This window comes from Sphingobacterium sp. UBA6317 (genome assembly GCF_002440385.1).
Taxonomy (GTDB): Bacteria; Bacteroidota; Bacteroidia; order Sphingobacteriales; family Sphingobacteriaceae; genus Sphingobacterium; species Sphingobacterium multivorum.
On the sequence record NZ_DJTD01000005.1, the window covers coordinates 9,718 to 25,288 of the forward strand.

At 40.1% G+C, this 15,571-nt stretch carries 10 protein-coding genes; 5 read left to right on the forward strand and 5 right to left on the reverse strand.

Annotated features, from left to right (window positions below):
- On the forward strand, positions 1-213 hold a 213-nt coding region (locus tag B3E92_RS00595; RefSeq protein WP_286894863.1), incomplete at its 5' end, for a hypothetical protein.
- On the opposite strand, the gene B3E92_RS00600 is transcribed toward B3E92_RS00595, so the two are convergent.
- The 4 genes from B3E92_RS00600 to B3E92_RS00615 form a co-directional block, all read right to left on the reverse strand.
- The gene (locus B3E92_RS00600; protein ID WP_286894864.1) at positions 203-1,615 is read right to left on the reverse strand and encodes a c-type cytochrome domain-containing protein; all 1,413 of its coding nucleotides are present in this window, start codon (positions 1,613-1,615) and stop codon (positions 203-205) included. The genes B3E92_RS00595 and B3E92_RS00600 overlap by 11 nt on opposite strands.
- Positions 1,612-2,484, reverse strand: a complete 873-nt coding sequence (locus B3E92_RS00605) for a sugar phosphate isomerase/epimerase family protein (RefSeq protein WP_112376214.1) — start codon at positions 2,482-2,484, stop codon at positions 1,612-1,614. The genes B3E92_RS00600 and B3E92_RS00605 overlap by 4 nt, the downstream gene beginning before the upstream one ends.
- Before the next feature lie 4 nt (positions 2,485-2,488).
- Entirely contained in the window at positions 2,489-3,988 is a 1,500-nt protein-coding gene (locus B3E92_RS00610) for a DUF1501 domain-containing protein (protein ID WP_286753847.1), read from the reverse strand.
- A 174-nt stretch (positions 3,989-4,162) separates the two neighbouring features.
- Complete coding sequence (locus tag B3E92_RS00615; RefSeq protein WP_286894866.1) at positions 4,163-6,919, reverse strand: DUF1553 domain-containing protein; 2,757 nt, start codon at positions 6,917-6,919, stop codon at positions 4,163-4,165.
- A 515-nt stretch (positions 6,920-7,434) separates the two neighbouring features.
- Here B3E92_RS00615 and B3E92_RS00620 point away from each other — a divergent pair.
- The gene (locus B3E92_RS00620; protein ID WP_286894867.1) at positions 7,435-9,672 is read left to right on the forward strand and encodes a glycosyl hydrolase family 95 catalytic domain-containing protein; all 2,238 of its coding nucleotides are present in this window, start codon (positions 7,435-7,437) and stop codon (positions 9,670-9,672) included.
- A 248-nt stretch (positions 9,673-9,920) separates the two neighbouring features.
- Positions 9,921-12,332: a TonB-dependent siderophore receptor gene (locus tag B3E92_RS00625; RefSeq protein ID WP_286894868.1), complete on the forward strand. Its 2,412-nt coding sequence runs from the start codon at positions 9,921-9,923 to the stop codon at positions 12,330-12,332.
- 67 nt (positions 12,333-12,399) lie between these two features.
- Here the strand turns inward: B3E92_RS00625 and B3E92_RS00630 are convergent, their stop codons facing one another.
- Positions 12,400-13,035 (reverse strand): NAD(P)H-dependent oxidoreductase, encoded by a 636-nt coding sequence (locus B3E92_RS00630; RefSeq protein WP_070565384.1) that lies wholly within the window; start codon positions 13,033-13,035, stop codon positions 12,400-12,402.
- 337 nt (positions 13,036-13,372) lie between these two features.
- On the opposite strand from B3E92_RS00630, the gene map reads away from it, so the two are divergent.
- Together map and B3E92_RS00640 are read left to right on the forward strand one after the other, a co-directional pair.
- The gene (gene map, locus B3E92_RS00635; protein ID WP_112376211.1) at positions 13,373-14,134 is read left to right on the forward strand and encodes a type I methionyl aminopeptidase; all 762 of its coding nucleotides are present in this window, start codon (positions 13,373-13,375) and stop codon (positions 14,132-14,134) included.
- A gap of 560 nt (positions 14,135-14,694) precedes the next feature.
- Complete coding sequence (locus B3E92_RS00640) at positions 14,695-15,546, forward strand: helix-turn-helix domain-containing protein (RefSeq protein ID WP_286894870.1); 852 nt, start codon at positions 14,695-14,697, stop codon at positions 15,544-15,546.
- Positions 15,547-15,571 lie beyond the last annotated feature (25 nt).

The window sequence follows — 15,571 nt, forward strand, 5'->3', positions numbered from 1 at the left end:
TCCTATTCCTATTCCTATTCCTCCTATCCTACTCTAGCGCATTTTGTCTCATTCCCCTTATACATTCGCTTCACATCTGCTAAAAAATCCTGTTTATTTTCCTTAAATTACTTGTCCATGTCGGCCCAATCGTTAAATTATACAATAATATTTCATTCGGATTGCGGATTTCCAGCGTATAGCCAGCAATTCCAACAACAGCTCAAAACCTGATTGTATCGGTTTCAATAAAAGGCAAACTATAATTACCGGTATCTGCCTTAATCTTAGCGTTCAACTGCTTTATCGTAGCGACTTCCTGATTTGCGGTTTTATAGAGATAGACGTTTTTTAAACTCGGAAGGTCGTTCAGTTTTGACAGACCTTTTGAGGTAACTTTTGTTCCCGTCAGATTTAAATACGTTAATTTTGACAGACCTTTCAACTGGCTCAATCCGGCATCGGAAATTTCTGTATTTTCTAGATGTAGGCGGGAAAGACTCGGCATTGCCGAAAATATTGAGAAAGCAAGATCTGTAACAGCTGTATTTCCTAATTTCAGCTGTACAATATTATCCTTAATACTTAATAATTCCTGTAGGTCCTTATCATTAAATTGAGGATAATTAATGGCATTAACCAACACAAAGTTATTATCTTTTGCAACTTGGATGATCTTAATACCCTTAGCCTGCCAAGCATCGATTTTATCTTTTGGCAAAGCTGGCGCTGCAGGTAAATCTGCATATAATACCGATGGAGTGTCTTTTTCCCCTGTTTCCAATTTTTTCAACAAATGAGCGATTTCCTCCGTTTGTGGTATTTCACGCACTTTTTTATCAAAATTGGCTTCTTGATCTATCCACCAGGCAATCAGTCTGATCTGATCAGGAGTTATCGGCGTACGACCTTTAGGTGGCATTCGCTTCTTATGTCCCTCAGGTAATACCAACCTGGCATATAATTCACTCTTTTTCGAATCGCTTGCATGCAGTACTGTGCCATTCTCTCCTCCTTTTAACAAATTCTCTTTTGTATCCAATGCCAGCCCCCCTTCCTGCTTTTTTTTCCCATGGCAGCTTTGACAACGCTGTTTAAGAATAGGTTGAATAATTCCATTATAGGCATCTGCTTCCTGTGCATTTTGAACGATAAGAACCTCCTCTTTGTCTTCTTCCGTTTTAAACAGCTTTTTTAGTGCCACTGGCATAGCTTCGACAAAGTAGCCCTTTCCATGCGTCAATGTTCCACCATAGTGTCCAGTGACCCCAATCATGATTACTACGAGAAAAAAAAGCCAAAAGCGAAATGCAGCAGAAGATTCTTTACGATAGAGAAACCACAATAATAAGCTGCTCAACGCCACGACAATTCCTAACCACTTGTGATAGCTCAGTACATCCTCCTCATAACCTCCATTTCGTGAAAGCAGATAACCCGATAAAGCAGCCACTATGGCAGCTATGGTCCCTAGGAATAAGGAGAGCTTAATAGCAGGCAAATACATAGCTCCGCCTTTAAACTGCGCAATAATTGCCATAACAAAAGCCAACAACAATATGCCGATCGGTAGGTGGACCAAAAGAGGATGAAATCGTCCCGAAAAGCCCAATAATTCATCAAAGAAAACCATCATTCTTTATATCTGTCTTTGAGTAAATGCAACATATAGACATTGATTGACCACTGATCGGCCACCGGTTGTTGTGTAAATGGCAATGTGGGTAAATAACCCGCTGGGCCAAACTCGGTTGTTATGGTTAATAACTTCATCCCGTTTTCCTTGTGTTTAGCAACAACTTTATCCCACCAGGCCAAATGTTGTGCAACAATACTCTTCCATTCAGGAGCGGCGGGGTCGTTGACTTGTGGTCCTTCGGGATGCCCAATGCGTGCATGAATGTGCTCAGTTCTGGACAGTGCCTTTGTTACGGCCTCGGTCTGATCAGAAAGCATTGATTCGTGTACATTGCACCAATGCGAAATATCCAACGCAAGTTGTAACGTCGGAATCTTCTCTAAATATTCTTTTGTTACATGGGCTGCAAAACTAAATCTTCCGCGATGAGTCTCATGATAAACGGGGATATGGTACTTATTTTTAGCTGCATCAGCAAGCTCAATCAATGTTTTGTTCTGTTCAAACGAGTAATAATCTTTACCTGTATGGCAATTAATATAATCGGGTTTCAGCTGTGCTGCTTCATCCAAATTACGCTTAAAACTTTCTTTATATTCCTCATAAGTTCCACCAGATCCCCCTGAAAGTAACCCTAAACTCAATCCATGTTTATGTAATGCATCGATCATCTCTTTGCGCTCTTTGGGACTACCAGGTAACCAAGATTCAACACCATCGTAACCTGCATTTTTCACACGGAGACAGAACGTATCCCAGGAATCACTATTTCCCCAATTGGTGCAATAATATTTAATGTGCAACTGCTGGGCAGTCATGGATAGAAAACTGCTCATAAATAAAATTAATACTAGAAATTGTTTCATTTTTTTAAATTATAGCTTGAATCAGTTCACCCTCCACATCTGTCAATCGGAATGGCCTTCCCTGAAAATCGTATGTAAATTTCTCATGATCAAAACCCAAAAGATGAAGCATGGTCGCATGGACATCGTGTACAGAACTACGCCCTTCTACCCCGGCGAACCCGATATCATCGGTTTGACCGTAACTTATACCATTACGAACTCCTCCACCTGCCATCCAGATGGTATAGGCATCGGTATGATGATCACGTCCCAGGAATGGCATGTCGCTGTTGTCCCTATTTTCTTGCATCGGTGTGCGCCCAAATTCCCCGCCCCACACCACCAGTGTTTCTTCCAGCAAACCACGTTGCTTTAGATCCATAATCAATGCGGTCATAGGTCGATCAATCTCTCGGCATTTATTTCTAAAACCGAGATCAATCGAATCTGCTGGATTAGTACCGTGACTGTCCCAGCCCCAATCAAATAACTGAACGAATCGTACCCCTTGTTCTACGAGTTTCCGAGCCAATAGGCAATTATTGGCGAACGATTCCTTACCAGGCTCTGTTCCGTACAATTCGTGAATATAAGCCGGTTCATTATTGATGTCCATCACTTCAGGTACGGCTACCTGCATTTTATAAGCCATCTCATATTGTGCGATCCGCGACAAGGTTTCGGGGTCTTTAAAGGTATCATACTCTGTTTTGTTGACGCTATTTATGGCATCAATCAAATCACGCTTCATACCCCTTCCCATTCCTTCAGGATCGGCAATGTACAATACGGGATCACCCTTTGAACGACATTGAACGCCTTGGTATACCGATGGTAAAAATCCACTTCCCCAGACACTTTTACCAGCATCAGGCGTTTTACCTCCCGATGTTAACACAACAAAACCGGGTAAATTGCTATTTTCAGATCCCAGACCATAAGTTACCCATGAACCAATGCTAGGGCGACCGAGACGGGCACTTCCTGTATGCATAAACAATTGGGCCGGGCCGTGATTGAACTGATCGGTATGCACAGCCTTCAGAAAACTCACTTCATCAACGACTTTACTAAAATGAGGCAAATGATCTGATACCCAAGCCCCACTTGCTCCATACTGTTTAAAAGTAGCCTGTGGTCCCAGCATTTTTGGAATCCCACGAATAAAAGCAAATTTCTTTCCTGCAAGCAAGGACTCCGGACAAGGTTGATTATGTAATTTCTGCAAGGCAGGCTTGTAATCAAATAACTCCAATTGTGATGGAGCGCCAGCCATATGCAGGTAAATGACACTTTTAGCCTTACCTGGGAAATGAGGTGGCTTGGGCACAAGTGGATTGAGTGCATTCAGATCCAACTTTTCTGCTGATTTTGACTGTCCCCATCCATTACAACTCGTTAACAAACTCCCCAAAGCAATACCGCCGATACCGGCCACACAATCTTTTAGAAAATGTCTTCTGGTGACAGCCTGCAATTCAAATTGTTGCGCTTCTTTTATTAGCTTATTTAGGTCTTTCATCTGACTATCATTACGTATGAACGGGCTGTGTCTCTAAAATTTTAGTGCGCAGCTTTAGCTCATTTCGGTTTATATTCTTACTATTTTATAGGTCTAACCTTCTCAATAAAAGACTTCGTTTTCATACGATAGTCCTTATTCAGAAGTTTCGGTCCATATTTATCATTTCAATATTTATGATTTCGTTAAAAATTCGTCCAAATTCAACACTGCATTCGCAACAAGCATGTAGGCAGCTTTTGAAGGCAGGACCTTTACATTGCTTTTTGCTAAATCTTCATTCAAAAATTTGGCTGCCGAATCAGGTTTTTTGCTGAAATCAACCAATGCCTTTTGATAAAGATGTTCCAGCTCTTTGAGTTTCTTTTCATCGGCATCCTTCAACATGGCACGTTTATAACCGACACGAATACCATTTCTAAGGTTTCCATTTCCCTCTTTCTCCATAATAGCCCCCAGATGTTTAGCCGCTTCGAGATAAACAGGATCATTTAATGTGGCAAGCGCTTGCAGCGGTGTATTGGTGCGAATACGGTCGACCAAACAAACCTCCCTGCTAGAAGCATCAAAAGAAACAAAAGACGGATAAGGACTCGTACGCTTTAAAAACGTATAGATGCCCCTTCGGTATTGATCTTCTCCAGCACTTTTCACCCAGGACTCACCGCTATATACAGTCATCCATACCCCATCAGGTTGGTAGGGCATTACACTTGGTCCATACATTTTGTTGCTGAGCAATCCACTTACAGCTAAAGCTTGGTCACGAATCTGTTCGGCAGATAATCTAAACCGAGGTCCCCTTGCCAAATAATAATTCTGTGGATCCTTCTCAAAATTGGAATTGTTCAAGCTAGAGGACTGCTTATACGTTCCGGATAAGACAATCTCGCGGATCAGTTTTTTAACGCTCCACTTTTTGGTATTCATCAGATCTAGGGCAAGGTAATCCAATAACTCTCGGTGAATTGGCGGGATACTCTGAGTGCCCATATCTCCCAATGGTTCAACTAGGCCCCGGCCAAATAGCTGTGCCCATACGCGATTAACTAAGGTTCGTGCTGTCAAGGGGTTTTCCTTACTGACAATCCACTGCGCAAACCCCAGACGGTTGCGCGGAGCGCCTTTCGGGAAACTATTCAGTGAAGCCGGAACTGTAGGCTGTACTTCCGCCCCCAGAGACAGACGGTTACCACGTATAAATACATTTGTTTTACGATGCATGTCTTTGGGATTTTCAATCATGATTGGCACACCTTCGGGTTGCATGTTGACCAACTGGAGAAAAGTCTTTTGAAAATTCATATTATCCAGTGACTTTTCATGTGGAAAGTTCTCACGAAATGCAAACCATTCAATCATGCAGATCGGCTGCCCATGCGCCACAGATGGATTTTTGAAAAGCAGATATAAGTCATGTACACCGCGAGTCGGGAGTATGGGAGACTGAATAACCTGTCTTCCATTTGTACTCGGCAAATCAATAACGGCGAGAATTGGTCCTGTAGGTTTATCCACGTGAATTTCTAATTTTCCACCTACCGCGCCTGTCCAGAAATTCATAAAAAATTGCTGTTTATTATCCAAGTTTATTGCCCTTAACCGAGCCGATCCTCCAGTTCTAACCCCCAACCATTTCGTATCATAAAGCGCACCATCTACTATTTGATCGCTGTAATGCGCATGTATTTTGGGTTCAAGAGTGTGAAGGAATAGATCTGTTGATTTTACCAAGCTTGTATTTCCTGTCGTCGACAACCACCTTTTTATACTGTCAATTCGCTTCTCATCTTGTGCCGTATAAAAACGAAGTTTAGGATGATCACCTTGGGTGTCTTCATCTCTGGTGTTGTTAAAAAAAGCTAACGATTTATAATACTCTTCAAATTTAAAGGGATCATAAGTATGGCTATGGCATTGCACGCATTCGAAGGTTGTACTCAACCATACTTGATAGGTTGTATTTAAGCGATCCAAAACCGCAGCCATCCGAAATTCCTCACTATCGGTCCCCCCTTCATCATTATTCATGGTATTGCGATGGAAGGCGGTTGCGATAAGTTGATCCTTGGTTGGCTCCGGGAGCAAATCCCCAGCGAGCTGTTCAATCGTAAATTCATCATAAGGCATATCCTTGTTCAAGGCCTTAATGACCCAATCCCGATAGGACCATATCGTGCGCGAACCATCCTTCTCGTAACCCTTCGTATCTGCATATCGCGCCATATCCAACCACCAACTCGCCCACTTTTCGCCATATTTCTGCGACGCCAGCAAACTATCTACACGCAAGGTATAAGCATCATCACGCTGATCTGCTTCAAAGGCTTGAATTTCTGCCAACGTGGGTGGAATACCAATCAGATCTAAATACACTCTCCGTAACAACAGTGCTTTATCGGCCTCATCAGCAAAGGATAATTTCTTCTCCTTCATCTTATCCAAAACAAAAAAATCAATCGTATTATTCACCCCTTTAGGTTTGACACCAAATATGCCGAGCAATGAAAAAGGTTTAGGTACCTCAGTCTCCTTGGGCGTTGTATATGCCCAATGCTCTCCCCATTTGGCACCTTCATCGATCCATCTTTTGAGTATATCAATTTCATCATCGTTCAGTTTAGGGGCATTGTAAGGCATACGCAATTCAGGGTCATCGGAAATCAGTCTCTTTACCAGTTCACTATGTTCGCCATCGCCACGAATAATTGCTGGTTTGCCAGACTCGGCTTTGGCGAAAGCCTCATTTTCAAAAAGAAAACTTAGTCCGCCATTTTTTTTAACCCCACCATGGCATGTGATACAATGTTTATTCAATATCGGTTTAACATCAGCGCTAAAATCAATTGGCTCTTTCTTTCCAAAGGTCAAAATGCTCGTACCAATAAGCACAAGCGCCAATAATGTTAGCACCACAATCTTTTTTCTCATAGCATTGGGATATATCTACTCTATAACATTTTAGGTTTACGCACTACAACGAAATAAATAATGATTGTTTTTTTCGTTAAGTGGAGCCGAAACTATCCGATAAATGTGCTAGTTTCGAGTAGGATAAAATTAGATAACAACACTGGATTATACTAAAACTGGATTAACAGAAACATAAACAATATTACCCTTTGCTCTTGCAAGATTTTCTGGATACTATATTCCCACTTGCTCAAAAGATTGATTTAAAACAGCATGATGTACTCTTTTCGGTTAAACTGCAGTCCCTAAAAACGGTACTTTTATACCATATTCTTTCGTCTCAAAAAGTATAACAATTTCGATACGAACTCACTTTTTTGATTTCATACACTGCATACATCTCAGTTAAATTTGCTTAAACGTGATTCCAGGATCAGGGCCATCGCTTTGCTAAAATAGTATGCAAAAAAGTAACAATAGTGTCAGTACCTCCCCATCCAGAGTTTTAAATTTACAAGCTAACCCTTTCAATTATGAAATATCTCTATTTAATACTATGCTGTTCGTTTACCCTGTTCTCTTTCGGGCAACCAACATCTGACAACAACCTCCATTTCGATCAGTTGGCTTCGCGATGGGATGAAGCCATTCCCTTGGGAAATGGTCAATTGGGTGCACTGATTTGGAAAAAAGACAATACGATTCGATTTTCACTTGATCGCGCAGATCTATGGGACGAAAGAAAGGCCTTTGCAATAGAAAACCACAATTTCAATTGGGTCCAACAACAAATAAAAAACAACAGCTACGGCATTGTACAACAGTGGGGAGACGCTCCTTATGACAGATCCCCCTATCCTACTAAGCTTCCAGCAGCGTCGCTGTTCTTTGACTTGGCGAAATTTGGCACTGTCGTTTCAAACGTACTTGATCTGGAACAGGCCACCAATATTCTTAGATTTAAAGATGGTAGGATATTAAAAACCTTCATACATGCCTATAAACCATTTGGCTATTTTGAAATCACAGGAAACAATGTTAGTGACCTTTTACCTCAATTAATTCCACATCAATATGAAAATAACGCAAACAAAGACGAAAACAAAAGCGTTGTCGAAGGTCAAGATTTAGCAAGATTAGGGTATAAGCAAGGAAATATAATCCGCACCAGCAACTATGAAGTGCTGCACCAAAATACGTATGATGATCATTTTTTTGAAGTTGTATTGAGGTGGGAAAAAATATCAACTAAAAAGCTGATTGGTTATTGGACAATCGTCAATGATCAAAAGGCAACCCCATCTGCACTTTCCCTCAAAAAATACACCGAAGAAAAAGCAAGCCATTTGCATTGGTGGTCAAACTATTGGTCCAAATCAAGTATAACCATTCCTGATAAAAATCTTGAAAAACAATATTATCTTGATATGTATAAACTCGGTGCTGTCGCAAGAGAAGGTGCTCCAGCAATTACGCTTCAGGCCGTGTGGACGGCGGATAATGGTGGTCTTCCTCCTTGGAAAGGCGACTTTCACAATGACCTTAATACACAATTAAGCTACTGGCCAGCCTATTCGGGAAATAGATTGGCCGAAGCCAAAAGCTATACGGATTGGCTCTGGAAGATCCGCAAAAAAAACAAGGACTTTACAAAGCAATATTTTGGTGTCGATGGGCTGAATGTACCCGGTGTCCTCACGTTAAATGGAGACCCTATGGGTGGATGGATTCAGTATTCTCTTTCTCCTACTATTGGTGCATGGGCGGCCCAGCATTTTTATTGGCAATGGAAATATAGCATGGATAAAACCTTTCTAAAAGAACAAGCCTATCCCTATATCATGGAATCTGCAACTTACCTTAAAAATATAACCACACTAAAAAATGAACGCCGTTACCTGCCCTTGAGCAGCAGTCCCGAATACAACGACAATAGTGTATCAGCATGGTTTGACAATTGGACTAATTTCGATCTTAGTTTAGCGCATTTTCTTTTCCAGGCTGCTACAGAGGTGAGTACAGCAATGGGCAAACCGCAAGAAGCAGAGAATTGGTTAAAATGCAAGGCGCAACTACCTCACTATGCGACCGATGAAACTGGGCTACAGGTTGCTGTAAATCTTCCAATGAAACATTCCCACCGTCACATGTCTCCCTATATGGCAATTTATCCATTGGATTTATTAGACATCAATAATCCGCAGGAAAAAGAGCTCATTGAGAGCTCCCTAGATCACATTAAAAAACTGGGTACACGTGCGTGGGTTGGTTATTCCTTTGCATGGATGGCTTGTTTACACGCGCGCGCTAAACAAGGAAAGGAAGCCGTAACCAATCTTCGAAAATTTGCGCAGAACTTTTGTTCCTCGAATTCCTTTCATTTGAATGGCGACCAAAAAGGCGGGCAATATTCAGACTTTACGTATCGACCATTTACCTTAGAAGGTAACTTTGCATTTGCACAAGGAATACACGCATTGCTCATTCAGAGCAAAAATAACTATGTAGAAGTTTTTCCGGCTTTACCTGCTGAATGGGCAACAGCGTCTTTCAAAAATTTGAGAACGATGGGTGGATTTATCGTAAGCGCTGAAAAAAAAGAAAATAAAATTGTTCTGCTGAAAATAACTGCTACCGAAGATGGTACCTTTCGAATTTTTGAACCCAAGGCACTCATGCACATCAGCACTAAGAAGCTCATACAGAGAGATAACACCATACAATATGTGAAATTAAAAAAGGGACAAACAGTCAACCTATGTAGCCTATAAAAACAATGGATTTGCCTTACCAAATTAAAAAAACACCTTACACAGTACCGATACAGTCAATTTAAGTCAGCTGATAGCGTGCAAACAATGCAAAGAACCCAAATCATCCGAAGCGATAATTTGGGTTCTTTGCATTGTTACATTACATTATTTAGAATGATTATAAAAAATAATAGATAATCCTTTGAAAAATGCAATAGGACCAATAACTTTACCTCTGTTTATAATTAATCTAAATAAAATATTCAATGAATCGCATCATCATCTACCTTATGTTGCTTGTCCCAGGAGCTCTACTTGCGCAAGCACAGCACAAAGCAGAAATACTGGGTAAAATCCTTTCGTCTGACGGAAAGCCCATTGAAGGGATAACCGTCAGACTACAACCGCAAAACATAACAACTTCTACACGATCTAATGGTTCATATCAATTTAAATCACTTAAGCCGGGTCAGGCAAAATTAGCCATATCAGCCATAGGTATTCAACCACATGAGCAGGAAGTCGAAATTACGGATGGTAAAAATAGGGTTCCTGATATTTACTTAATTGAAAATCAATCGACACTGCAAGAGATCGTTATTAATGGTAAAGGAAATAACAAATTTACTCGGAAACAGAGTTTATATGTTTCCAAAATGTCACTGAAAAATATGGAGAACGCACAGTCGTATGCTGTCGTTACCAAAGAGTTGCTAAAAAGTCAGGTGAATACAAATTATGATGATGCATTAGCCAACGTTTCAGGAATTGATAAGCTTTGGTCGGCGACTGGACGGCCCGGAGACGGTGTTAGTTACTACACGTTGCGCGGTTTTAGTACGCAGGCAGCCATGATTAATGGTGTAGTCGGTATTTCCAGTACAAGTCCAGACCCTGCGAATCTCGAAACAATTGAAGTGATTAAAGGGCCCTCTGGTTCATTATATGGCGGCGCGGCTGTTGGTTTCGGTGGATTAATCAATAATATTACGAAAAAACCTTTAGATACCGTGGGCGGTCGGGTAAATTATATTTTTGGAAGTTTCGCACAACATCGCCTTACGGCAGATATATATGGCCCATTAACAGCAGATAAAAAATTGCTCGGACGAATCAATACAGCATTATCCCATACAGGTACCTATCAAGACGCAGGATTTAATAAGTCGGTGTTTATTACACCTTCACTAACCTATAAACCAAACGAGAAACTGGATATCCAACTCGATGTTGAACTTTACCAAAACAAGGCTACTAATCCACTGATGGTTTTTCTCAATCGTTCACGTCAATTATTTGCCAGAACCCCCGAGGCACTTCAATTCGATTTTGATAAGTCCTATACTGCTAACGACGTCACATTCAAAAACCCAACCACCAACCTCCGCGGAAATGTAGTGTACCGGTTTAATGAGCGGTGGACGTCCAACACCACTGTAAACTGGAACAACCGGAAGGCAGATGGCTACTTTCAATATGTGATGTACCTACAAAACAGCAATGACACACTTATTAACAGATATGCTGGTAAACAAAATTATGCTGCAAAAAATATCAATGCTCAACAGAACTTTATTGGTGATTTTCATATCGGCGAGCTTCGCAATAGACTACTTGTCGGTCTGGATTATTTATACCAGCAAACAGAAACACATAATTCGCCCTATATCCTTGTAGACCAGATCAACACAGCAATAGATGATCCAGATTACTATAAATTTAATGCAGGAACCATTGACGCAGCCATAAGCGCTTCAACGGCAGCCAAAACGAACAATAGAGGTCGAAATCAAGTATTGGGAGCCTATGTTTCAAATGTATTGGATCTCACGTCGCAGCTACATCTAAACCTAGCGTTGCGTATGGATTATTTTGATAATAAAGGAACCTACAACTTCGATAAAGACACAACGACTGGGACTTACCATCAAACTGCTTTCTCACCCCGTTTCGGTTTGGTTTATGAAGCTGTAAAAGGTCAGGTATCACTATTCGCCAATTATCAAAATGGGTTTAAAAATGTATCTCCAGTTGTACAACCACATCCCAGCATCTCGGGAGACTTCAAGCCCCAACAAGCCAAACAATGGGAAGCCGGAGTCAAATTAGACCTTTTAAACAACAAATTAGGCCTGACAGCAAGTTACTATGACATTTCAGTAGATAATATGCTTCGTCCTGACATAGTCACCATTGACGGACAAACCTATAATATTAGTGTACAGGACGGCACGCGCTTGAGCCGGGGAGTTGACTTTGATGTTACATTGGCCCCTATTCAAGGTCTAAACCTCATTATGAGCTATAGTTATAACAATAGTAAGATGACTAAAGCAGACAAGAATGTCAACAACCTACGTCCGACAGAAGCTGGGCCTAAACATCTTTCCAACATCTGGGCAAACTATAGCTTACAGCAAGGAAAACTAAAAGGACTAGGATTTGGTATCGGCATGAATTATGCAAGTGAAAATGTAATTACCAATAGTGTTGCAACTGGCACATTTACCCTTCCGTCTTACACACTCCTGAACGCGAGTCTATCTTATGGATTTAAACATTTTGAATTCGCCTTCAAAGCAAACAATTTAGGAAATCAAACTTATTTCAAAGGATGGACAACGGTAAACCCGCAAATGCCTAGAAATATACTTGGAAGTGTTGCCTATCAATTTTAAAAATATTTTTCTATAAAAAAAGCGTTTCGACAATGGTGGAAACGCTTTTTCTAACGTGAACTACAATTTATGCGAGCTCAATCAAAAATTCCTCTTTTGGAAGTCTAAATTTTTTCAGCTTCAACAACCAATCTTGTTCTTCCATCCGATAACCCAACGGAAGCATAACCGCACTCTTCAATCCCAGCTTGTCTAAACCAAGTAATTCATCCAATTCGGCATTTGAAAAACCCTCCATAGGCGTCGCATCAACGCCTAGTTCTGCTGCCTGCGCAATTGCCAAACCAAAAGCAATATAAGCTTGCTTCGCCGCATGTGCCGCTTGTTGTTCTTCTGTAAAACTTGCTAATTGGCCTTTCAACCTATTTTTATACTCGTCAGTGCTGTCTAAAGGTAAACCTCTCAAGGTATTCATCTTGTCGAAGGTTTTATCAATGCGTTCGTCGGTGTATCTATCCCATCCTGCGAACACCAATAGATGTGAACTATCAGCCACTATTTGTTGCCCCCAAGCCACAGGCACAATTTTTTCTTTTAATTCCTGATTCGTAATCACAATTACACGGAACTGTTGAAGTCCAGAAGAGCTAGGTGCCATCCGTGCTGCCTCCAAAATCTTATCTAAATCTTCCTGAGCGACCTTTTTTGTAGGGTCGTATTTTTTTGTGGCATAACGCCATTCTAGAGTATCCAATAAAGCCATTTTGTTTTAATTTAAATGATCAATAGCAATTTCATAAAGTTATATAAAGATACATAAAAAAATAAATGTCTAAACATCAAAATCAAGAACTAAAACGATAAAAACTAGGACAAAAACAGACTGGCAGTCAGCATTTATTACTAAACTTTTAAAGCCAAAACACAGCATATTTACTTCTAATCGCAAACAAATGCCTATTTTATTCAATTTTATTAAGACCTTTGTATTGGTTTATATCCGGTTATAACAAAATGACCTTGAATCATTTGTTCTCGATGGTAATACCTTAACAAAATAGAAAACAGGGCTTACGTGCTCCACAATAAAAACATCAGCAATGTCTATAACGAATGAAACTGAGCTAACAGGCATACAAAAAGCGAGCGATGCCGTTGCCATCACCTTAAAGGCTATGATAGAATATGCTCAAGAGGGCATGTCCACGAAGGAGCTTGACGAATATGGAGCCGAAATATTAAAAAGTATGGGTGCAAAATCTGCTCCCGCTCTCACTTATGGTTTCCCAGGTTACACCTGTATCAGTATAAACAACGAATTTTGCCACGGAATACCTACGGCGGAAAGGATATTGCAAGAGGGCGATTTGATCAATATCGATGTATCTGCCGAATTAGATGGATATTGGGCTGATAATGGTTGTTCCTTTGTTATAGGAAAGGACATCTTTGAACACGAAAAATTGGTCAATGCATCGAAAGAAATTCTTCAAAAGGCAATCAATAATATTCGTGGTGGTGTGAAAATAGCCGATATTGGGCATCTAATCGAAACTGAGGCTAAAAAAAGAGGGTATAAAGTCATCAAGAACCTTGGCGGACATGGTGTAGGAAAAAGTCTGCACGAGGAGCCCGACGAACTGCTTAACTATAAAAACCGCTTCGACCAACGAAGATTTCGAAAAAATACCGTTGTTGCTATTGAAACCTTTATTTCAACGACCTCCACCTACGCAACCGAACTCAACGATGGCTGGACAATGGTTGGTGACAAAGGTGGATTCATGGCACAACACGAACATACGATTCTCGTTACCGATGGCTATCCCGTTATATTAACTGTACAGAATGCAATTTACTAGCCCGTAATAAGAAAATCCTTATAGGTCTTTTCGAACAAGTTATTGAAAGCTATCGAAAAGACCTATTTTCTTTAAATAAGACTCCAAACTTGTGGTATAGTGCATCAACCCTTTACATCAGGATAGAGGTTGTTAAAAAAATTAAGGGGCCTCTCATAATGAGAAAACCCCCAAATAATATATTTTTATGGCTAAATAATTTTTGTCAAACCCAAAGATTAATCCCACTGGATAACTGACTACAGCAGTAAAAATAGCTTATTCTTCTCAGCAAAAAAGTGATGAAAATCACTTTTCATAAAATTTTTATTCTCCTGTTCAAAATTCAGCTTCACTCGTCTTCACATTTCCCTCAACTATTGTCTTTTAACTGTTTTGAAAACTATTTTGAAAAACACCAAACATTAGAAAACCTTTGTTCCAAACTCTTCGCTTCCAACCCTTACTCCTTGCTCAGCTGCCTGAATAAACATGCAGAATAAAACGCTACGATAATATTTGTATTTCGGCTGGTGTAACTTATAAAGTTTAGTATTTTTGATCGATTAAAGTAATCTAGATTGAGAACAATAAAATTCCATAAGGGAGAATGCGGTGTTGACTTCTTGTTGAATGTCCTCAACGAAATAGAAACGGATTATACACATCAAGAAACTTACCATAAAGACTTTTTTGAAATTCTATTTTTCAAAAAAGCGAAAGGCAGATTGATATTGGGGCAAGAGATCCTCTCCTTGTCCGACAATTCAATTATCTTTATTTCAGCTTTTCAGAAACATACCTGGGAACTGGATCCTGAACACCTTGAGTTTACAACATTGATTTTTCAGGAAGAGTTTTTAAATGATTTCTTTTCGGATAAATTATTCACATACAAACTATTATATTTCTACCAGCTTAGTTATGTACCACAGATTATAGCAGATGACACACATATGTCAAAATTCTTAGGTCTTCTCGCCGAAATTAAACTTGAACTCATGGAAACCCAAGCAGATAGTGTCCATATTATTCGTTCTTTACTTTATTACCTATTGCAAACTTTAAACCGAAAATATGCACGCTTAAATATGCTTCCGAACCAAAAAGCGGAAAATAACTTCGCCTATCAATTCAAAGAGCTTATGGAACAGTTCATTCGGGAGAAACAACGGGTAAACGAATATGCGACACTTATGGGAATAAGTAGGATTACACTAAATCAGGCCGTTAAGGGACAGTTTAATACCACAGCTGCCCACTTACTTCGACAACGGTTACTATTTGAGATTCAGGATCTGCTGATCCACTCTGACCATTCCGTTAATCAAATTGCTTTTGCTCTTAACTTTTCAGAACCCAATCATTTAATGCGTTTTTTTAAAACTCAAACTGGAAAAACCATAAGTGCATTTATTCAGGAATTCAAGTAAATGTTGAATTATCTATTATACAAAT

Excerpts from the sequence above, each read along its gene's own strand:
- B3E92_RS00600 (WP_286894864.1), bottom strand. The coding sequence starts at position 1,615 with ATGATGGTTTTCTTTGATGAATTATTGGGCTTTTCGGGACGATTTCAT.
- B3E92_RS00605 (WP_112376214.1), bottom strand. The coding sequence starts at position 2,484 with ATGAAACAATTTCTAGTATTAATTTTATTTATGAGCAGTTTTCTATCC.
- B3E92_RS00610 (WP_286753847.1), bottom strand. The coding sequence starts at position 3,988 with ATGAAAGACCTAAATAAGCTAATAAAAGAAGCGCAACAATTTGAATTG.
- B3E92_RS00615 (WP_286894866.1), bottom strand. The coding sequence starts at position 6,919 with ATGAGAAAAAAGATTGTGGTGCTAACATTATTGGCGCTTGTGCTTATT.
- B3E92_RS00620 (WP_286894867.1), top strand. The coding sequence starts at position 7,435 with ATGAAATATCTCTATTTAATACTATGCTGTTCGTTTACCCTGTTCTCT.
- B3E92_RS00625 (WP_286894868.1), top strand. The coding sequence starts at position 9,921 with ATGAATCGCATCATCATCTACCTTATGTTGCTTGTCCCAGGAGCTCTA.
- B3E92_RS00630 (WP_070565384.1), bottom strand. The coding sequence starts at position 13,035 with ATGGCTTTATTGGATACTCTAGAATGGCGTTATGCCACAAAAAAATAC.
- map (WP_112376211.1), top strand. The coding sequence starts at position 13,373 with ATGTCTATAACGAATGAAACTGAGCTAACAGGCATACAAAAAGCGAGC.